11 protein-coding genes, 1 tRNA gene and 2 pseudogenes are annotated in these 20,972 nt (G+C 52.1%); 9 read left to right on the forward strand and 5 right to left on the reverse strand.

Annotated features, from left to right (window positions below):
• Positions 1-41 precede the first annotated feature (41 nt).
• Positions 42-491 carry a MarR family winged helix-turn-helix transcriptional regulator gene (locus tag ACUIAI_RS00360; protein WP_445342248.1) on the forward strand — a complete coding sequence of 150 codons (450 nt, stop codon included), beginning with the start codon at positions 42-44 and terminating at the stop codon, positions 489-491.
• A 63-nt stretch (positions 492-554) separates the two neighbouring features.
• Entirely contained in the window at positions 555-1,988 is a 1,434-nt protein-coding gene (locus tag ACUIAI_RS00365) for an MDR family MFS transporter (protein ID WP_445342249.1), read from the forward strand.
• Between the two features lie 606 nt (positions 1,989-2,594).
• On the opposite strand, the gene ACUIAI_RS00370 is transcribed toward ACUIAI_RS00365, so the two are convergent.
• The 3 genes from ACUIAI_RS00370 to ACUIAI_RS00380 all read right to left on the reverse strand — a co-directional run bounded on the left by ACUIAI_RS00370 (position 2,595) and on the right by ACUIAI_RS00380 (position 6,022).
• A tRNA-Ser gene (locus tag ACUIAI_RS00370) sits at positions 2,595-2,682 on the reverse strand.
• Positions 2,683-2,815: 133 nt separating this feature from the next.
• Positions 2,816-4,258, reverse strand: coding sequence for a catalase (locus tag ACUIAI_RS00375; RefSeq protein ID WP_110412379.1), 1,443 nt, complete (start codon positions 4,256-4,258; stop codon positions 2,816-2,818).
• A gap of 321 nt (positions 4,259-4,579) precedes the next feature.
• Entirely contained in the window at positions 4,580-6,022 is a 1,443-nt protein-coding gene (locus ACUIAI_RS00380) for an Nramp family divalent metal transporter (protein ID WP_445342250.1), read from the reverse strand.
• 194 nt (positions 6,023-6,216) lie between these two features.
• On the opposite strand from ACUIAI_RS00380, the gene ACUIAI_RS00385 reads away from it, so the two are divergent.
• The 4 genes and pseudogenes from ACUIAI_RS00385 to ACUIAI_RS00400 all read left to right on the forward strand — a co-directional run.
• Positions 6,217-6,945, forward strand: coding sequence for a metal-dependent transcriptional regulator (locus tag ACUIAI_RS00385; RefSeq protein ID WP_445342251.1), 729 nt, complete (start codon positions 6,217-6,219; stop codon positions 6,943-6,945).
• Positions 6,946-7,362: 417 nt separating this feature from the next.
• The gene (locus tag ACUIAI_RS00390) at positions 7,363-9,789 is read left to right on the forward strand and encodes an RICIN domain-containing protein (protein WP_445342252.1); all 2,427 of its coding nucleotides are present in this window, start codon (positions 7,363-7,365) and stop codon (positions 9,787-9,789) included.
• A 56-nt stretch (positions 9,790-9,845) separates the two neighbouring features.
• The gene (locus tag ACUIAI_RS00395; protein ID WP_445342253.1) at positions 9,846-10,916 is read left to right on the forward strand and encodes a glycosyltransferase family 2 protein; all 1,071 of its coding nucleotides are present in this window, start codon (positions 9,846-9,848) and stop codon (positions 10,914-10,916) included.
• 96 nt (positions 10,917-11,012) lie between these two features.
• Positions 11,013-12,002, forward strand: a pseudogene (locus ACUIAI_RS00400) (glucosyltransferase domain-containing protein); the annotation flags it as partial.
• A 493-nt stretch (positions 12,003-12,495) separates the two neighbouring features.
• On the opposite strand, the gene ACUIAI_RS00405 reads toward ACUIAI_RS00400, so the two are convergent.
• A complete protein-coding gene (locus ACUIAI_RS00405) occupies positions 12,496-13,566 on the reverse strand; it encodes a glycosyltransferase family 2 protein (protein WP_445342776.1) in 1,071 nt (356 codons plus the stop codon).
• A 376-nt stretch (positions 13,567-13,942) separates the two neighbouring features.
• Between ACUIAI_RS00405 and ACUIAI_RS00410 the strand changes: the two are divergent.
• Positions 13,943-15,331: pseudogene (locus ACUIAI_RS00410) on the forward strand (DUF6020 family protein); the annotation flags it as partial.
• 153 nt (positions 15,332-15,484) lie between these two features.
• Here ACUIAI_RS00410 and ACUIAI_RS00415 read toward each other — a convergent pair.
• Complete coding sequence (locus ACUIAI_RS00415) at positions 15,485-16,630, reverse strand: acyltransferase (RefSeq protein WP_445342254.1); 1,146 nt, start codon at positions 16,628-16,630, stop codon at positions 15,485-15,487.
• A gap of 529 nt (positions 16,631-17,159) precedes the next feature.
• Between ACUIAI_RS00415 and ACUIAI_RS00420 the strand changes: the two genes are divergently transcribed.
• Together ACUIAI_RS00420 and ACUIAI_RS00425 are read left to right on the forward strand one after the other, a co-directional pair.
• Positions 17,160-17,957 (forward strand): glycosyltransferase family A protein, encoded by a 798-nt coding sequence (locus ACUIAI_RS00420; RefSeq protein WP_445342255.1) that lies wholly within the window; start codon positions 17,160-17,162, stop codon positions 17,955-17,957.
• A 323-nt stretch (positions 17,958-18,280) separates the two neighbouring features.
• The gene (locus ACUIAI_RS00425; protein WP_445342256.1) at positions 18,281-20,338 is read left to right on the forward strand and encodes a cell wall-binding repeat-containing protein; all 2,058 of its coding nucleotides are present in this window, start codon (positions 18,281-18,283) and stop codon (positions 20,336-20,338) included.
• The last annotated feature ends 634 nt before the right edge of the window (positions 20,339-20,972 follow it).

Consider the following 20,972-nt stretch of genomic DNA (forward strand, 5'->3'; position numbering starts at 1 on the left):
CTAATAATGTAGCATGCTACATTTTAGAGAGGCGGTATTTTTTGGAGCTCTCGGAGAAGCGGCCAGAGGGGCTGGTCAAAATAGCCAACACCCTGCTGGAAAAGCACATGAATGAGTGTGTGCGGAACATCTTTCCCAATCTGACTGGTCCCCAATTCGTCATGGTCTATTACCTGTATGAGCATGAGGGCCTGGAGGTGACGCAGAAGACGGTGGGCGACAGGTTCCGTTTGAGCCATCCTACGGTTCGGGGAGTTGTCAAACGGCTGGTCAAGGCAGGATGGCTGACGGCAAAGCCGCAGAGTGATGACCGACGTCAGATGGTTCTTAAGCTCACCGGGCAGGCGCGGAAAGAGCTGAACGCCCACCAGGTCGAGATCCGGCATGTATTAGAGACCACGGGCGAGCTTGCCTTGAAAGGGTTCGATGAGCAGGAGAGCAGACAGCTGGTCGGCTACCTGGAACGAATCATTAGAAACATGGAATCCTGATCTGCTTTTAGTCGGATCACGCAGGCTTTGGCCCGAGCCGGTGAAGGACGGAGAGGATGCAATATGAATAAGGATGGCGCCAAGGGGGAAGGCAGCCAAGGAGGGGCTGAGGGAAGTCGCACTGCGATGATGGGCACGCTTTTGGCAGGGGCTTTCCTGGCCTTGATGGCGGAGACCTTCCTTAACAATGCTCTGCCCACCATTATGGCGGAATTCCATGTGTCCCAATCCACTGCTCAGTGGCTGAGCACCTCCTACCTGTTGGTGGTGGGGCTGATGATACCCGTATCGGCTTGGGTGTTTTCCAACTTCCGATCCAAGCACACCTTCATGGCTATGATGGCTATTTTCCTGACTGGCTCCCTGGTCTGTGTCTTTTCCGAAGGGCATTTCCCGCTGCTGTTGGCGGGCAGAATCATCCAGGCCATAGCCGCCGGATCGCTGATGCCTTTCATTCAGAATGTGGTACTGCTGCTTTTCCCGCCGGATAGGCGCGGTGTGGCCTTGGGTATGGTGGGCCTGGTGGTGGCCTTAGGTCCTACGGTTGGCCCCACGCTCTCAGGGTTTGTTTTGGAGCACTGGTCCTGGAGGGCTTTGTTTGTGCTGCTTGCTGCCTTGAGCGCTGCGATTCTGGTGGCCTCGTTCTTCTTGGTCTACACGGTCAACCGGCAGGTGAGAACCCGGCTGGACACGCCTTCTGTGGTTTACTCCTGCCTGGGTTTCGGGCTCATTCTGTACGCCCTGTCCGCCATTGGGGAGGCGGGCGGTGCCTCAGTGCTTGACTTGGGATTGCTTCTGGCCGGCTTGCTGGTGGTGGCCCTGTTCTGTCGGCGTCAGCTGCTTCTGGAGTCTCCGCTGGTGAATTTGCGAGTTTTCACGAATGCCACCTTCAATCTGACCAGTCTGCTGAGCACCCTGAGCAACATCGCCATGGTCGGTGTGGAGCTGGTCCTTCCTCTCTATTTGCAGAACACGCGTGGATCAAGCGCACTCACCTCTGGTCTGGTCATGTTGCCGGGAGCCATCGTCATGGGCATATTCAACCCTCTCTCCGGGATGATCTATCAAAGAATCGGGGCGAGGAAGATTTCCCTTTTGGGGTATGCGGTGCTGCTGGCCGGAACCTTGCCGATGGTATGGTTCGGCACCGCTACCAGTCTTATCGTTATCGCCTCCTGTTATGCTCTGCGCCTGGCAGGAGTGGCGCTGGTAATGATGACTACTTTCACCGAGGGCATCAACGCTCTGCCGACGGAACTCACGGCCCATGGAAACGCGGCTGCCTCGACTGTCCGTCAGGTGGGCGGTTCGCTCGGTACGGCTGCAGCCATGATGATCGTCACCATCGGCGCTCAGCTCGGCAGTCTCAGTGGAGCCACGTCAGCCCAGGCTCTCGACCAGGGCTACCAATGGGCATTCATCTTCCTTGCAGTCATAGCCCTGATCGGCCTATGCGGCTCGCTCTTCCTTAAACCGAATAGAACTGCGACTGAGTAAGAAAGGTGTCTTTTCGCTTTCAAAGCAGGGACCGTTGCTGACATCGATTGGCTCATGATGCCAACGAGCAGGGATACAGGCATCGGTCATAATTTGATACTTAAAAAGGTATGACGCTTATTTAGATGTACGAAATGGAAATTGATATGATGCCGATCATTACATTTGCAAATCGTATAACCTTCAGTCTGCTGTGGGCGCACTCAGCGCTCAGACCAGAAGAGGCGCCTATCAGCCTGTCCAGGAAGCGACCGGTGATTCGCTTAAGTAAGATCACCCGTCGCAAAGATTTATGTGTGCCAACTTGTAGCTGGTGACGGGGCTGAGCGTATCCTCTCTCGCATTTGCCGTAAGTCTTCAACGGCATGGCCTTGAACTTTCTTTGTCTCGCTCTGCTCGCAGCGTCTTGTCGCCTCCAGACATCCCTGTCTTGCCAAGTACTTAGGTGATCAGGCGCCTTATCGTAACAAGACCGCCTAGCTCACTATAGTAAACGACCTGCTAAGACCAGACATAGTGGAAAGAAACAGGATAGACAGCGCAAAGGATGGTGATGCCGATATTGCGCATACAAAAAGAGTCTTGGGTCACTGTCCAAGACTCTGCTGGCGGAGGATACGAGATTCGAACTCGTGAGGGCGTGAACCCAACACGCTTTCCAAGCGTGCGCCATAGACCACTAGGCGAATCCTCCATGGCTGCAGTGAACAGGGCCATAGCCTACGTGACCCTGATCAAGGCAACTACGAAATAATAACACAGGGCAAGGATTGCGGGCCAGTCCAGACGTGTCGCCGACAATCCTCGCCCTGTTTCTATTTTCTGTGTTACTTGATCTGATCCATGGAAAGGCCAAGGGCCTCAGCCACGCGCTGGCCGTAGTCGGGGTCGGCCTGGTAGAACTGCCTGGTCTCGAGAACCTGGATCTCCTGGTCATCAACGGATCCCAGGTTGTTCTTGATGGTCTGGATCAGACGGTCCTTCTCTTCCGGGCTCATCAGCCTATAGAGACGGCCGGCTGCGGAATAGTAGTCCTTGTCATAGGGGCGGGAGTACTCGGTTTGCCCTTGGACGGCATCGCCGTGCATACGGGCATCGTTGTCTTCCACGGGGCCGCCCTTGCTGTTGGGCTCATAGTTGACCGATCCGTCCTGCCCTTGGGACATGAACCCGTCCCGCTCGTAGTTGTGAACCTCATTGACCGGCCGGTTGATGGGCAGCTGTTCGTAGTTGGCTCCCAGACGGTAACGCTCAGCGTCCTTGTAGCCGAACAGGCGGCCCTGCAGCAGCTTGTCGGGCGATGGCTCGATGCCGGGGACGAAGTTGGCGGGAGAGAAGGCCGCTTCCTCAACATCATCGAAATAGTTGGTCGGGTTGGTGTCCAGCACGAACTCGCCTATCTCAATGCGCGGATAGTCCTTCTTGGAGACCACCTTGGTCACGTCGAAGATATCGTCTTTGTAGTCCAGACCCTCCTGGTAGGGCAGGATCTGCACGCAGACCTTCCACTTGGGGTAGTCGCCCCGGTCGATGGCATCATAGAGATCGTGCAGGAGGAAGTCCGTGTCCTCGGAGGCGACCTTGGCGGCGGTCTCATCAGTCATGTTCTTTACGCCCTGCTCGCTCAGGAAGTGGTACTTGACCCAGAACTGCTCGCCCTTGGCATTGACCCACTTGAAGGTGTGGCTTCCGTAGCCGTTCATGTTCCGGTAGCTTGCAGGGTTGCCCCTGTCGCCCATCAAGTAGGTGACCTGGTGCACAGACTCGGGGGAGTGGGACCAGAAGTCCCACTGCATCTCCTGGCTGCGCAGGTGGGTGGCCGGGTCGCGCTTCTGCGAGTGGATGAAGTCGGGGAACTTCAGGGGGTCGTTGACGAAGAATACGGGGGTGTTGTTGCCCACCACGTCGTAGTTGCCCTCCTGCGTGTAGAAGCGCAGGGCGAAGCCGCGGACGTCGCGCAGGGTGTCGGGATAGCCGGATTCGCCGGCCACCTGGGAGAAGCGCAGCAGGATGGGCGTGGTCTTGCCTGCTCCGTTGAATACGTCGGCCTTGGTGTAGGCGCTCATGTCCTTGGTCAAGGTGAAGGTTCCCTTGGCTCCGGCTCCCTTGGCGTGGACTACGCGCTCTGGTATGCGCTCGCGGTTGAAGTGGGCCAGCTTTTCGAGGAGCTGGTAGTCCTGCATGAGGATGGGCCCCCGGGTGCCCGCCGTCTGGCTATGGTTGTTGTCTGCCCAGGGCTGCCCTTCGTTGGTAGTAAGTTTGTCGTTCATGTCTGCTCGATTCCTCTGACCTCTATGTTTTTCGCGATTGACGGTCCCATGCGAGCCGGGTCTGCGACCCAGCTCCTGGTTGACCACTCGATCGCTGATGGCAGGACTCTTGACAAAATCCTGCTATTCTCCACCGTATCTGACAGGGGATGGGGTTGGTGGATATGCGCGCTGAGCGAGAGTCAGATATCTCACTAATCGAGCAAGATGCTCATGACGACGAAGAGTGATGTGTCTGTTGCGGGCGGAATTTCAAGAGAGCCGCCGACGATGCCTCATTCAATCGGCAAACGGCGACGGCTCTCATCAGAGCACTGGTGCTCAGAGCATCTGTATCAGTTCGCCCACATCCTGGATGACCAGCTGGAGGTTAAGCCCGGTCAGGACAGCCACGACAATCCAGGCCAGGAAGGCCATCCATCGAGGGTTGGCATACTTGCCCATGATCTTCTTGGAGGAGGTGTACCAGACCAGGGGGATCATGGATATGGGCAGGGCCACGCACAGGAAGACCTGGGAGTAGACCAACAGGCTATCCAGGGCGGACTCCTTGCCGCCGAAAGCGATGGTGCAGATCAGTACGGGGATGATGGAGATCACACGGGTGACCAGCCTGCGCAGCCAGAGGGGGATCCTCATGCGGATGAAACCCTCCATGACGATCTGTCCAGTCAGAGTGCCGGTAATGGTCGAGTTCTGGCCCGAGGCCAGCAGGGCTACGGCGAAGAGGGTGGAGAGCAGACCGGAGGCGACCGGACCGGCGATGGTCTTGTCGCCAAGGGCGTTGTAGAGGGCGGTGAAGGTATCCAGCCCTTCGCCGTGTCCGAAGAACATGGCCGCACCCAGCATCAGCAGCAGGCAGTTGACCACGAAGGCGGCGGACAGCTGGATGTTGGAATCCCAGGTGGCGAAGCGGACAGCGTTGGCAACCTGATGGTCGTCGCTTCGGTCGAAGTCGCGGGTCTGGACGATGGATGAGTGCAGATAGAGGTTATGAGGCATGACCGTGGCGCCCACGATGCCCAGAGCCATGGTCAGCTGGCCGTTGCCCAGGATGGCCTTGTCAGGGATGAAGCCGCGGAAGACCGCGGGCATGTCGGGCCTGGCAAGGAAGACCTCGTAGAGGAATACCGCCATGATGACCAGAATTAGGGTGGCCACGATGGCCTCGATGCGGCGGAAGCCGATCTTGGTCAGCAGCAGGAGGATGAGCACGTCCAGCACGGTCAGCGTCACGCCCAGGATCAGTGGAATGCCGAAGAGCAGCTTCAGGGCGATCGCTCCGCCGATCACCTCGGCGATGTCGGTGGCCATCACAGCCAGCTCCGTGCAGATCCAGAGGGCGAAGCTGAGCCGGCGGCTGGTGTGCTGGCGTGTGGCCTGTGCCAGGTCCAGACCAGTCACGATCCCCAGCTTGGCAGACATGTATTGCAGCATCATGGCGATCAGGCTGGAGATGAGGATGACGCTCATGAGCAGGTAGCCATACTGGGCGCCGCCGCCGATGGAGGTGATCCAGTTGCCAGGATCCATGTAACCGACTGCAACCAGGGCGCCTGGGCCTGAGAAGGCAGCCAGGTTCTTCCAGAAGGAGGATGTCGAGTTGGGCACGGAGACTGTGGCGTTGATCTCCTCCAGGGATCGCCCATTGGCCGTCTCGATGATGGGATGGGATTGGCGCTGCCGACTGGACGGCGGAGTCCTGACTTCGGATCCGGCTGGACTGGCGGACCCTGAGGAGGGTCTGGTCTGACTGTTCGGCATGACACCTTCCTTGATTTTGGTTGCTCAAAGGTCTGGGAGAAAACTTCGACCCTTCGAAGTCTAATGGTGCCACATGAAAATTGCGAGACCTCGACAATGACATGTCTGTGACATTGCCTACATGCCGGATTCTGCTGATGTTTGACTGAAAAAATCGGGGAAGGGGCTGAGGAATTGTGCTATAGACTGTGCACATGGACGTCATTCAGCTTTCCACCAATGTCCAGGACTACCTCAAAGTCATTTGGGATCTGGAGGAGTGGGACGATGGCCCAGTCCACCCGACGGATATCGCTGAACGGACCGGCATGAAGCAATCGACCATCTCGGGCGCGCTCTCGCGTATGGTCAATGCCGGCTTGGTGGAACATAAGCCTTATGGACGGGTTGGTCTCACTTCGGCAGGTAGGCGCTCGGCCGTTACCATGGTCCGTCGCCACCGTCTTCTGGAGACGTTTCTGGTGGAGGTCCTGGGCTATACCTGGGATGAAGTGCACGAGGAGGCTGATGCCCTTGAGCATGCCGTCTCTGAAAAGTTGGTTGACAGGATTGATCGCTATCTGGGCCATCCAGCCCAGGATCCGCATGGGGATGCCATACCGACTGAATCCGGCAGCATGCCCGTTGTCCCTCTAACGAAATCTTTGTCTCAGGTGGAAGATGGGCAAACCGTACGCGTTTGGCGAGTAAGCGATCAGGATCCAGCATTGCTCAGGTATCTGAGCAGGCACAGGGTACGCCCGGGGACCTTGCTGAAATTAGTTTCGCCTGTGGACGCATCAAAGGGGGCGCAAGTCCGCGTTCAGAAGATATCGGCTGGGCGAAGTATTCCCAATAAGGATGAGGATGAATCGAAGGGGATTGCTGAGCCTTTGGAATTGGACGATGCACAGGCTTCAAAAATCAAGGTAGTAATTCAATAGCTTTTGTATAAGTTAGATGTCCTGGCAGTAGTGACGGTTGCGCTGTATATCAGGGAGCATGTCTATCAGCGCCAGCTATGAGTTCATGGATTATTTCACCATGCATCGCTTTTCTGTTGGGAGTCATGGTGCTCCCCGCAGCTGCGGGAAGATCCAGCTAAATTCCTTCAAAACGTCCAGACTCTGCCTGGTATACGCATGAATGGACTTCTCGCTTATCGTCTTCAAACAAGGCTTGTAAATACGCCTCTTCATAGGCTGAGGTGATCGCTCGGTAGTCTTAGTCTGGTATGTTTCGAAACCAATTCTGCGATCATTGGACGAACTCGGCTTTACCTCCTAAGCTGGTACCAGTGTGGTTGGTAGGGCACATTGTTGCATGACGATTGAAGGGGAGCCGTAGCTGTGCTTTGGTCTGTGATTAAAAATATTCTGGTTATTGCTGCCACTGTTGCCATGGCCGGCCCTATGGGATTTCAGCCTAGTGCTCTTGGATCCACGGCTGCTGAATGGAATACACCACAGTCAGCAACGCAGGAAAAGGTGACCGAGGAAGAGCATGCGAGCCCCTCGACAATAGGTGATCAGGACCAGTCGCAGAGTGCATCCATGCCGGACAACCCCAATCAACCCCTGCCAGAGAAAATCAGCAACGCTATACCTAAGGATGCGACCGTAGTTGCGAATGATTTGGCTTTGACGCCAGACCAGCAGCTTAAGCAATTGGACTCAGGCAAGAAAGTTACCGATCCGAAAATCGTCGGGACGTCAACCCGTCAGGCAGATCCTTTGGCTAAGACCGATGGAGAATCATTCATCCCCGTTCATGTGGATAAAGTCAGAAAAGCCATAAAAGATTCCAAGACGGATTCCGATCAACAGACCAAGGGCAACCAAGGTGAAGAGGCAAGACCGGCAACAGCTGATTCCTCCGTACGGTCGCGTACGTCCTTTGCTTCTTTGCAAAATAACACATACGGTGCTCACTGGGGCTTTTATCAAGGTTCACAGGCATTTTTTGAGGCTGATGGAACTCTCTTCGCGCAACAGGCCAAGGGGGTCATCGATGTTTCTGTGTGGCAGAATACTATAAATTGGGATGCTGTAAAGAACGCCGGAGTTGACGGCGCCATCATTCGCCTAGGCTACGGTTGGGGCAATGGCCTCGATAAGCAGGCCAAGAGAAACATCAGTGAATGCAAGCGTTTGGGAATACCCTTCGGGGTCTATATCTACTCGTACGCCTATGACTCCAATACGGCCGCCGCCGAGGGCAACAATGCGGTCGATCTGTTGAGGCAGGCCGGGGTCAGCCCTTACGATCTCAGCTATCCCGTTTATTATGACCTGGAAAATTGGACTTGGGCAGGTCACAGTCATCCCACCAATCCTGGAACCTATGATCAAATAGTCAATACCTGGTGGGGCAAGTTGACATCTGCCGGATACAACAGCCTGTCCCTGTACTCATACACCAACTATCTCTATTCCGCCTTGAATTCTGATAACCTTCATTCCAAGACGCATTGGGTGGCTAGCTATGGTCCGCGTACTGGTTTTCATTTCAGGAGTGCTGATAAGGGTTGGCAATACAGCAGCAGCGGTTCAGTCAGCGGCATCAACGGACACGTGGATTTGAATGCCTTTAGCAACATACGCAATCAGCCTGATTTCAGTGGAACTGACCCCAATTCATTTGCCGCCAAAGTCACGGACGTGCCTGAGGGGCGTTACTATATCGCCAGTCTTTTCGACAATCGTTATGTCGACGTAACAGGAGCCAGTCCTGACAATGGTGTGCCTCTGGATATCTGGCCCTACAACGGGCAGGACAACCAGCAGTTCTATATCAAACCGGCCGGTGGCGGTAATTACACTATTGCGACCAGCTATGGCAAAGTGGTGGATGCGTCAGGACCTTCGGCTGATAACGGGACCCCATTGATTCAGTTTTCGGCAAATGGCGGTCGCAATCAGCAGTGGACCCTGTATCGGGGCATTGATGGTTCGTACTACTTTGCTTCGGTATATGCCGGAAGCCGGAACAAGGTTTGGGACATCACTGCCTCAAATGATGCCCCGGGATCCAGGCTGGAACTGTGGGCGGCTAATCAAGGCCAGAATCAAAGATTCAAGCTGGTCAGCGTTAATGGAAACGGCAACGGTAACTCATCAGCATCAGGTCAGTTGGTGAGCGCTGATGGTGGAAAGTACTGGTATGAGAACGGAGCAAAAGTCCGTTCCAAGGAGGTATATGATTCTTCCGCCGGACTCTGGTACTGGGCAGGTGACGATGGTCAGCTGGCCCAGGGCTGGAAGACGCTGCCTGATGGGCGAAGGGTGTATTACGATCCCCGAACATTAGGAATGGCGCATGGCGAGAGGCTCATTGATGGGGCCTGGTATTACTTTGCCTATGACGGCAATATGGTCCGGAGCCGGGATCTCTACCTCATTTCAAGCGGCGGCAAATGGGTACGTTACGCTGCCGATGGAAAAATGGTCAAGGGCGAAAGCAGCAAGGCCGGTAAATGGTATTTCTTTGATCCCGTGACCGGCGCTATGGCTCGGGGGTGGAAGCATGTGTCGTCCAACGGCGGCAAGTGGGTCTACTACGATCCGTCCAACGGCCAAATGCTCCATGGAGAGGCCCGCATCAATGGGAATTGGTACTACTTTAACGATTGGAGCGGCGCCACTACTTATGGCTGGAAGTACTTGGGATCCAACGGTGGCAAGTGGGTCTACTACGATCCGGTTATGGGGTGGATGCTAAAGGGCTGGCAGCAGGTCGAAGGCTCCATGCGCCACTTTGATGAGACGACCGGAGCGGTCCTCAATTGATTTAAAGTTTGTCTTTCTAACAATCTTTTGCGGGTATTCTGAAAGCTTGGTGGAGCATGGGTTTAAAGATAGAAACCATGAACACTGCTGGGCAGTTGAAATCGGATCTGCCTAAAAGCGAGGCAGCCGAATCTGCCTCCGGCCACGGCGGGAATGCCGACGATCAGGGTTTCGATAGGGACGCTCCGCAACTTGCCTTGGTGATTCCTTGCTACAACGAGCAGGATGTTCTGCCTATCACTTTGCCTGCCCTGTATGCTAAGCTCTCAGACTTGGAAAAGCGTGGGTTCATCACAGAGAACAGTTACATTCTGCTCGTGGACGACGGATCTGATGATTCCACATGGTCAATTATCCAGTCGAGTCATTCCCAGTACCCCACGAGGGTACATGGCCTTAAGTTTTCTCATAATAGAGGACACCAGAACGCCCTGTATGCAGGGCTTATGGAGGCTCTGAATCGTGGATGCGACGCGGCCATTTCAATGGATGCGGACTTGCAGGATGATCCCGATGCCATTGATGCAATGGTAAAGGAGTATGCCAAAGGAAGCGACATCGTCTACGGTGTCAGGGACAACAGGGATACCGACACCGTTTTTAAGCGATCAACAGCGGATCTGTTTTATAAGATGATGTCATGGCTGGGAACTGACACAATACCGAACCATGCTGATTACCGACTTATGAGCCGTACGACCTTAAAGGCTCTGTCACACTACACTGAAGTCAATTTGTTTTTGCGAGGCATCGTTCCTTCTCTTGGTTTCCCCCACAGCAAGGTGTACTACAAGCGCGGTTCAAGAGCAGCAGGTGAGTCCAAGTATCCTTTAAAAAAGATGATGTCATTCGCAGTGGAAGGCATTACGTCTTTTTCAATCACCCCGCTCAGAGCCATCACCGGCATCGGTCTCATTTCGGTTGCGGTAGGCATAGTGATACTTATTTATGTGCTGGTGTCCTTCTTCTGTGGTCGTGCGGTGGCCGGCTGGGGGTCTGTGATGTGTTCAATCTGGATCCTTGGAGGGCTTATCCTGTCAGGCATTGGAGTGGTGGGCGAGTATGTTGGCCGAATCTATTTGGAAGTGAAGCATCGGCCCCGCTATATCGTCGAAGAACGCATCTGATATGTACGTCAAACCACTTTTCAACCGGGAAAGTCTCGACGAGATAATTCAAAAGAGGTATTCAACGTGAAATCTGCCCTCTCTCGGCATGCACTGATGCCCATCGAATCGCTGAAGCGTCACGCTGGCATTGCTCTATTGGCCTTCATCCTTAACGCTGTTGCCTTTGCTCCTCTGATTGCCCGCCGTCATTACTCGGTGGATTCCTATCATCTGATCGACGACCAGAATGCCCCCTGGTATTTGGAGAATGGCCGATACACATGGTGGCGTTTGACGCTGATGGCTGACAGGCTCGGCCTGAACCTGGTCTTGCGGCAACGACTGTTCATAGCAATCTGCATTGTCGGATTTTCCATTTCTTTGGTTATTCTCACGGCCTCTTTCGCCAGGCTGGGCGGTATATCCTCCTTTGGAGGACAGTGCTGTCTGTGCCTGACCTTGTCGGTGGTATGGATCAACGTATTTGTACTTGAATTCCTCTTGTTCCCCGAAAGCGCTGTGTCTGCAGCCGTCGGTTCCATATTCGTCAGCTTGGCCGTTAGCCTCATCCTTGGCAGACGGAATGCTTGGCTGTCGGCTGCATCGTTGATTTGTCTTCTGATTGCCCTGGGATGCTACCAAAGCTTGGTAGGGGTGTATTTAGCGCTCGCCTTGCTAGGAGGTTGCCTGACTTCTTTAAGGGAAGGACACGAGCCTTTTACACGAGTGATGCTTCGTTGGGCCAAGGTGCTGGGCATGGCCGCATTCGGCTCTGTTTTTAATGTTATCTGCGTAAAATATTTGATACATATTAAGTACATAGTTGATCCTGGGCGTGGAGCCGGGCTTTCTTTGCCAAATATTGTCTCCAACCTCAAACAGGTATTGAAATACCAGCTGTCTCTGCTCAATAATGCCGATGGACTCATGCCCAAATTCAGCGTTACCCTGATAATGCTCTTTCTGATTGCTCTGCTGGTGCTGTCCTTCCGCACCAGGCACAATCTGCCCTATGGGCAATTGGCTTGCGCCGCCCTGGTTGCCTATCTGGCAGTCTTTGCTCCTCACTATATCGAGAAAAATATTCTCTTGACCCCGCGCAGCAATATGGCTTTTTGGGCTTGGGTTGCGTCAATGACCACGGTTTTTGCAGTTTCCCTGCTTGTATCCCGGCATCAGCCGTTCATGGTCAGGACCTCGATCGAGCCCGTGCCGGAACCGGAGCGAAAGGTCGGAGTCACGGTGGAGGGGACTGAGGCCTTCCCTGGCTCTTGCAACGGTGCCCAGCATGTTGCAGCACTTATCGCCGTCTCTGGTGTCTTCCTCCTCTTTTCAAGCCTATGCATGGCGGATATAGCTTATGATGCCTATGTCAGTAACACCCAGGATCAGGCCTATGCCATGAGCGTCGCTCAGAAGATCAAAGAGCATGAGACCTCCACCGGGCAACCTATAACAGCTATCGCCATAGTTCCTGATGCAAGTGTGCATGTCAAATACGACAATGTGCGTTATCAGAGGTACGAACTGAACCGGCGCATCATGAATACCCCTTATTCAAATTATCAGATGATCAATTATCTGAGTCATTCGAACCTCAGCAAAATTGAGATGCCTCAGTCGGACTATCGCCGATATTTTGCTGGTCGGGACTGGAACCAGCTCGATTTGGATCAGCAGCTGGTATTCTCTGGCGACAAGGCCTATCTGGCCTTGTACTAGCGGCTTGCTGTCTGCTCAGATACGCGAACTGGTTTCGGGCCAGGATGATGCGTTTGCGTTCCTCGGCTGCCATGATGTCCAGGATGATGCCGGCCACGATGAGCAACAGACCCGCAATGACGAGCATTACGGATCCGATAAGCGTAGGGAAGCGTAGAACCACGCCGGTTTCCCAATAGTCGATCATGACGCTCAGAGTCAACCCCAGCCCAATCATGGATATCAATAGTCCGGAAAGGCCGAAGAATGGCAAAGGTCTGTACTCGCGTATCATGCGAAAGATAGTTGACATGACCTTAATCCCATCACCGAGGGTATCTAGTTTGCTCACCGATCCATTTGGGCGGTCGCGGTATTGGATGGGGATTTCGCAGATGCGCAGGTTGTTATCCAGGCTATGAATGGTCATTTCGGTTTCTACCTCGAAGCCCGAGGAGGTTACGGGGCAGGTTTTAGCAAAGGCAAAGGATACGGCTCTGAAACCGGTCATGACATCCGTCAGATGGGCTCCGAAAAGCAAGTTGATTGAAGATCTGACCAGTCGATTGCCAAGACCATGCAAGGGCCGTTTGTTCTCTTGGAAATAGGTGGAGCTGAGTCGATCACCGGAGGCCATGTCATAGCCTTGGAGGATTTTGGAGACAAGCTCTGGCGCCGCCTCGGCCGGGTAGGTGTCGTCCCCGTCTACCAGCACATAGACATCCGCATCAACCTCCTCGAACATGGCTCTGATGACATTGCCTTTGCCCTGTCGAGGTTCCTGGCAGACGATGGCGTTTCGTTGCCTTGCTATGGAAGCCGTGGCATCCGTGGAATTATTGTCGAAGACATACAGGTCGGCCGTAGGCAAAGCCTGACGGAAATCGTCGATCACCTTGCCTATAGTCATCTCCTCGTTGTAACAGGGAATAAGCACGGCCACGTGTGCTTCCTCGTTCTTCCTTATTGCTTCCACAAGGCACAAGCTTACCAATCAGCGCAACAATGAATCAGGGTCGTATTCTGCTGCTTCCTGATGGTGTTACAAGGTAGGCGGAAGGATAAGCTGGGATCGTTGACGTATCCAAAAGTATGCAAAGGGAATCATGGTCGGACTTCGCAGGACTGATTCGAATCGAATCAGGCCCATCGCACATGGCAAGAACCGAGACATGTTGCTGCAAGGCAGAGCAATGGAAGGGTGCTTCTTTCCTCTGCTGCTGGGAGTGCTTTTCTCTCTGTCTTCAGATGCAGGAACCTATGGTGCCATTCAATGGGGTCAGGCGCATCTGTATCTGAATATTGTGCTCTATGGAATACTCTTCTGGGTCTTATTCGCTACGATGTTCCGGTTCTGCTTTCCCGAAAGGATCGGTTCTTTTTCGGACGACCGAGCCGGAAAGCAAAAAAACAGGCTGATACGACGACTGTACTTCAATCACATTGAATCGCCCAGAGGCGTGCTCTGCGATGGCATACGAATTCTCATCTGCTGGCTTCCGTACCTGATACTTCTATACCCGGGTTCGCTTTTTTGGGATACTGGTGATCAACTGGCCCAATACTATGGGATTGCAGCTTTCAGCCAGGCCCCTGGCATCATATCTGACCGTCATCCCTTTTTTGATACTTTGCTTTACGGTTGGTTTTCCGATCTTGGCCGGTTCCTGACGGGCAGTCCGAATTTCGGTTTTTCCTTGTATGTCATAATTCAGGTCATACTTTTTGCACTCTGCATCGCATGGCTGCTGGCCTATATGTCCACAAGGGCGATGGGGAAAAGAATCATTGCCCTTTGCACAGCCTTCTTCTGCCTTTTCCCTCTGGTTCCCATGATGGCCATGATGATTTGCAAGGATACGACTCATGCCTTGTTTTTCCTGCCCTGGGTCATCCTGTTTGTAAAGCTGGTCGATGGCCGGCTGGAACCCTTGAAGAACCCCCGTTTCCTCAGCGCTTTCATTGTTCTGACCCTTCTAAGCTCGTTGACAAAGAAGATGGGCCTTTACATCATTGTGGTGAGTCTGCTCCTGCTGGTTCTCGGCCATTTCCGAAGGAAAATGAAGGTTCTGGCCGCTTGCTTGGCAGCATCGACTTGGCTGGTTGTCAACATGCTGATACCCACCTGTCTTTTTCCTGCGCTGCATGTGGTACCGGGGGAGAAGGTCGCAGCAATTGTCATGCCTGTACAGGTGCTGTCCAGGGCGGCTCATGATCATCAAACAGCAATCGCCGATTCCCAGAAAAAAGCAGTAGATGAGGTGATGCCTTTTGGTTGGGAGGGAATGGCTGCAAAGTACATACCTTATATATCCGATCCGGTCACCGGCTATGGGGCGAATGGTCCTAAAGGGTCCCTGCTCGGTTTCGCGCGTTTGTGGGTGAACTTAGGACTTCATCATCCCTTGTCGTATTTGAATGGCTTCTTCTGCTTAGAGGGTGGCTGGACGAGTTTTGTCGGGCCGCAATCCACCAAGGCCCAGAAACCCCCATATAGGCAAGATTCCATGGTGATGCGCGTGTATACATGGACCATGACGAATCCTGATACTTACGGTCGGCTGCAAAAAGATCCGCACCCCAATGGGCGTCAACGGCTGTCCGACGAAACATACCAGACGCTGACAACCATCCCGGTGTTGAATGTCTGCTTCTATGTGGCTATCTGGTCATCGGTCGTACCCTTCTTCATTCTGTATGCCGCTTGGAGAAGGCGTGCAAGGGAGCGCTTGGTGGTATTGGTCATGCGGCTGGCGCCCTATTTCGTTTCAGTGCTGAGCCTGTTCGCATATCCCATCTCGTTTTCCGTCCCAGGACGGATGGATCCCACAAGGTATGTGTTCCATGCAGTGCTGACGGCTCCCCTGGCCCTGGGGGCTCTGTATTCAGCCAATAAAAAGATGTCTGAAGAAGGGGATTTTGCCACCGACCCAGCTTATAAAGGTAGCAATCAAAACAATAGCGGCCACCAGCACAAGATTGATGAACATGGGCGCCTTGTAGAATAGATGGAAATGCAGGACCAGATCACGGGTTACCAATATCAGCATCAGATGCAGATAATAGATGCCAAGCGTATTGGACCCAATAGCCGTGACGATTGTATTCAGGCCTGACGGGACTTTCCTGACCTGTATGAATAATTGGAATAGGGCAATAGTCAAGATCAAGGTTAAAACGTTCTGGTAACCAGAGTCTACATAGAAAGATATGCCCTTTGCCCGAGCCTGGAACCGTTGCAAAGTGAAAAGCAAGCCCCAGGCCAGTAGGGCCATGAGAGAAAGGCAGATGTTCTTCGCTCTCGTGCTTGAGAGGTGACGAGACAGCCAGGCTGCCATGTCGTGCCCGTAGCCTCCGGCAATGAAATACACCAGGGCGTAACCATAGCCTCCCAGTATGTTGTATTGGCTGAGCGAGGCGAGCACTTGTGGAACCTGATGCCCGCAGTAGCTTGCCAGTATGTCTTTGGCATTGTCTCCGAGCGTTACAGCGAATATAAGAGCGCCAAGCACAATTGTGACGTAGCCCAGATATCGTTTCCCATCCGGGTCATCGTAGACAGTCTTCAGTATGGGAAAAACAATGTAAATGGCCAGCAGCGCATTGATGAACCAGAAGTATCCCAGAGGAACCACGTCGTAAGAGCCGCCAAGAAGATACTGGGGAACCGATTTCCAATCTATGCTTTTGTGCATTAGGGCACTGAGTATTGGCAAGCTGATGATCTTCCATGCCAGCAGGATGAATACCATCCTGAGGATTTTATGAAGATGCTTGTCCGCCGAAAATCGCGAGTTCATCAGAAGATATCCATTGACAGCAAAGAACAAGGGCACTCCGACGACTGAGAAAGTTGAGGCAAGGTTGTTCAGTGCGGTGTCGCCGACAAAACCGGTGTAAAAAATGTAATGTATAAAAATAACAAGAAATATTGCCAGCGATTTTGCCAGATCCAGGCCAGCGATCCGATCCTTATGGACTCTGTGTCTCGCTGCATGTTCAGGAGGAGCAGCTCTTCGCTGGTCGTTCATCTGCAGCCTCTTTCGTGTGAAAACCCCCATATTTAATCATGCGCATCCGCCGGCGAGAAATGGCTCCAACCTCTATTCCACAGTCGATTCTGAAATGTCAGCAGAAGCCACAACCAATCACCTCAACCAGTCGTACCGATTTTACTCCCCTTGAAACTGTGGCCCACATGGTTATTGGGTGATGTTTACCTATTCCCGTCATGAGCAGTCTATGCATAAAACAATCGGTGTGATTTCCAAGGCGTTCCTCCAGGGCTCTGCTATCGAGCTGTTGGAGAACTGATGAGAGTTGTTGCCTACCGGTAGGGAATGCGAGTCCAGCCTGGTAAAACTAGACTTTGTGGCATGCTGACTGCAAGGAATTCAAGTTCTTGGCAATCCAGGAGCGTTTATCTTTATAGTTGCCGAAGGTGAGGTGGAGTTTATGTCTACGGGCCTGTCTTTGAGGGAGAAGCGCAACAGACTGAGGCGTCTGGGTACCCGATGTGGTCGGGCTCTGGTGCCTGGTCGTCCACGAATCATTGCCTCTATGACCTCGTACCCTGCCCGCATCGAGACTGTCCACCTGGCAATAAAGTCGCTGCTTGCCCAAAAGACCCTGCCAGATTTGATCATTCTTTGGCTCTGCCGATCTGATTTTCCAGGTGGAGAGCGTGACCTGCCTTCCAGCTTGAAAGACCTGCTTTGGATGGATGTCCAGGTGCGTTGGGTCGATGATGATTTAAAACCGCACAAGAAATATTATTGGGCTCTGCGCGAATTTCCGAACGACTTGGTTGTCACAGTTGATGATGATTTAATCTACCGGAATACCATGATTGGGGATCTTCTGGCGACCCACCGCCGCTATCCGCAAACCATAGTGGCTTCACGCACCCATCTCATCACTTTTAACAGCGACGGCAGTCGTAAAAAATATGAGGACTGGATTTACGAGGCGCCGCATTATCATCCCCGTCTGGTGGGTGTGCCATCCATGCGACTTTTTGCCACCACTGGTGCCGGCACGCTCTTCCCTCCACACTTGATGCCGGACTCTACCTTTAACAAGAACTTAATCATGTCTCTATGCCCCACCACGGATGACGTGTGGTTGAAAATTATGCAAGTAAGGGCCAATCGACCTATTCCCGTAGTGGCTTCCACAGATGATCAACTTCTGCAATATGTGCCCGGTACTCAAGAAGAGGCACTCTGCCATGTCAATACTGAGAGCGGAGGCAACGATAAAGTTTTCCAACGAATACTCGGCTATCTAAACGCCAATGGATGCCAGCTGGATTTCGATAAGGCTGTTCGAGACGACAAGCTGGATGACTTGCTGTGATTTCCTAATTACTGCGCAATGGGCAATTGTAAGTTCAACGATTTGCTTATCCTGGCTAAGGACGAGGTTTCAAGTAGAAAACAATCTGATAGATAAAGATGCTATACTTAACAAAAACCAGCCATGCTGGCATCTCGGGGAAGGAGTAGCTATAAAACCTGACTGGATTAAATTGGCAAGGATTCGCAAGTCAATTTTCCAATAGTGTGTCTTTTTCATGACACACTCAATTGTCAACAGCACAGGGCAGTGTATAGTGATGTTGCGAAGGGGCCGGTTGGGTTCTTTCCGGATATAAGAGAATACGTAGTACAACTTATAAGATGAAGGAGAGTAAGTTGTCACAAGTTAAGAAATCCCTACCGTTGAAGCTGGGAGCCAGCCTGATCGGCGGAGCCACACTGATTGTGTGCGTTGGAGCTTTGACGCTTCCAGCGCGTGCAGCAGTCTCGAATTGTGGCGATAACAATACGATTCAGGAGTGTGTCCCTGACCAAAACCTTGCTAAAGCTATTTCAGTGGGTTATGACGGTAATTCTGAGCACGCAACCACAACTAAGGTGGGCGACGCAAAACTCAAGGATAATTTGGTTGTGGATGCGCATGGTTCGCAAATCTTCGATCTAAGTGGACTTGGAACCTTTAATCGGATTACGACACTGAATTTGTCAGATAATAAGGTTCGTGATTTGAGTGAGCTTTCAAACCTCACTGATCTGGTGAATCTAGATTTGTCCAAGAACTACATCAATGGTGATTTGTCAGCCCTTGGTGCGAAGGATAAGCTCGAGAACCTCACAATTAATTCAGATGGGAAGTATCGGTTAAGTGATATCTCGGCCATTGGCTCGTTTAAGAGATTGACCGATTTGAGCCTAGAGAAGCAGAAGATTTCAGATGTAACTCCGCTCAAGGGGCTGCCTTTGCTGAAGAATCTCGACTTGGCAGAGAACAAGATTGTTGATGTTTCTCCCCTGGAATCTTTGAATTCGCTCGAAACACTAAACCTGTATAAGAATCAAATTAAGGACATACTTCCTGTCACAGGCCTGCCGCATATTCTTGCAAACACTGGATTGAATGCAGAGGAACAGACCATCACTGTGACCCCTCGTCATGAGTACAGTAAAGACGCCGACTGGGTCCTTGACGGAATCAAGGTAAATTATTACGGTAACTCTTACGCTGATATTAATAATCCTGTGGTCACTCCAAGCAATACTGCGGCCAAAACAAGGAAGGCTGCAGATAGCAGTCAGATCGCATGGCTAGCACCTGCTAAATATAGGAGTGTAGGCTACACCTTCGCAGGCTCTGTTAGTACAAACCTCAATAAGACGATTGGTACTTTCAGTGGTACTGTTACACAGTATGCAAGCGTAGTGAAGAGACTCTCTGGCAATGTGAGATACGACACTATGGGTGCAATTGTTGAAGAGGCGAATAATCCGACCGGAGGCACTGTTATTGTGGCGTCTGGTGAGAATTTCCCGGATGCACTAGCTGCCTCCGGCCTGTCGGGCCAACTTAAAGCTCCCGTTGTGTTGACTGATACGTATGAGCTTTCTGCTCGTGCAGATGGTCAGTTGGCACGTTTGCGTCCTACCAGGGTCATTGTGGTAGGAGGCCCATCCGCTGTGTCAGATGGTGTCGTCGAGCAGATTGCTAGGAGGGTGACGGCCCCCACTGAAGCCGATGTTGTCAGAATCTCTGGTGCGACTCGAAGGGATACTGCCAATGAGATTTTCGCTCAAGCCGTGAAGCAGCACGCTAAGGGCCAGCCCGACAAGGACTGGAATGCTGATACTGCAATCATTGCTACAGGTGAAAACTTCGTTGATGCCCTGTCTATTTCTTCTCTGGCACGGCAGAAGTCATATCCTGTCTTTTTGAGCGGCCAGGATGGTCTTGATGCAAACACAGTGAAGGCTATCAAGAATCATGGATTTACGAATGTCATCATTGCTGGTGGATCACAAGCGGTTCCGCAGTCTGTTGTAAGTCAGCTGAAAGCTGCTGGAGTTGCTGGGGCTAACATTCAGCGCCTCGGTGGAGCAACGAGGTATCAGACTTCGCTGCAAATTGCCCAATACCAGAGGCAGTTCTTTGGCGCAAGCCTGAAGAGCCCTGTGTTTGCTACGGGTGAGAATTTCCCTGATGCTCTCGTTGGTGGTGTCTTTGCTGGTCAGAAGAACAACCCGATTGTGTTGGTTAGCCCCGATACAGCAGTAAATACGGATGCTCTCAACTGGATCAATGCTGCTAGCAAGAATACCTACAATGGCTTCAACCCTGACACCGATTTCGCATACGTCCTCGGTGGGCTTGATGCAGTAAGTGCAGAGGTTTCAGATCAGATTTCTTCAATCTTGGGAGACTGAGTTCAGTCTGCTTATGGTTGAGAACCTCTAACCAGATAAGCTAAATGAATTCCCAGCGACGAAAGTCGTTGGGAATTCCTTTTTAGCGAGATTATAAGTTAGGAACACGCTCTATTCAGTGTGGATAAACTAGTTGTTGGCACACAACTGAGAGTCTTATGTCATTCGGTTGATACTATTGTGCAATGTGAGAACATCATGTTTTGTGTTCCTTGTAACTTATAGATTTGTGATAACCTCCACCCCTCAGCATAGGGTGCGTGTGTAGATAAGGCGCTACAAAGTAGACTATGTATTTGTTAATTAGTATAGCTGTTATAGCGGGAAAAATTTGAGTTGTAATTATGAGATTGAGCAAAAGTACGGCTGCTCATTTTATAATAAAATCAATTTATATTAAACTTGATAATGTTAATACTCTAGCCATGCATTTGAATAGCTAAAGCAACGATGAATTGTTTTAATGATTGTTTAGTGCCTAAATACAACATGGATTAGCTGACTATGAGAACTAACTCATAGATGGTCAGTCTTTCACAAAAAGAAACTCCATTACTCTATTTTCGGTTTCAGATCCTAAACCAAACATGTAGAGAGGGAAATCTTATTCTCTGCTAAGTTAGACGCAGATGCC

Source organism: Bifidobacterium sp. ESL0827 (assembly GCF_052606685.1).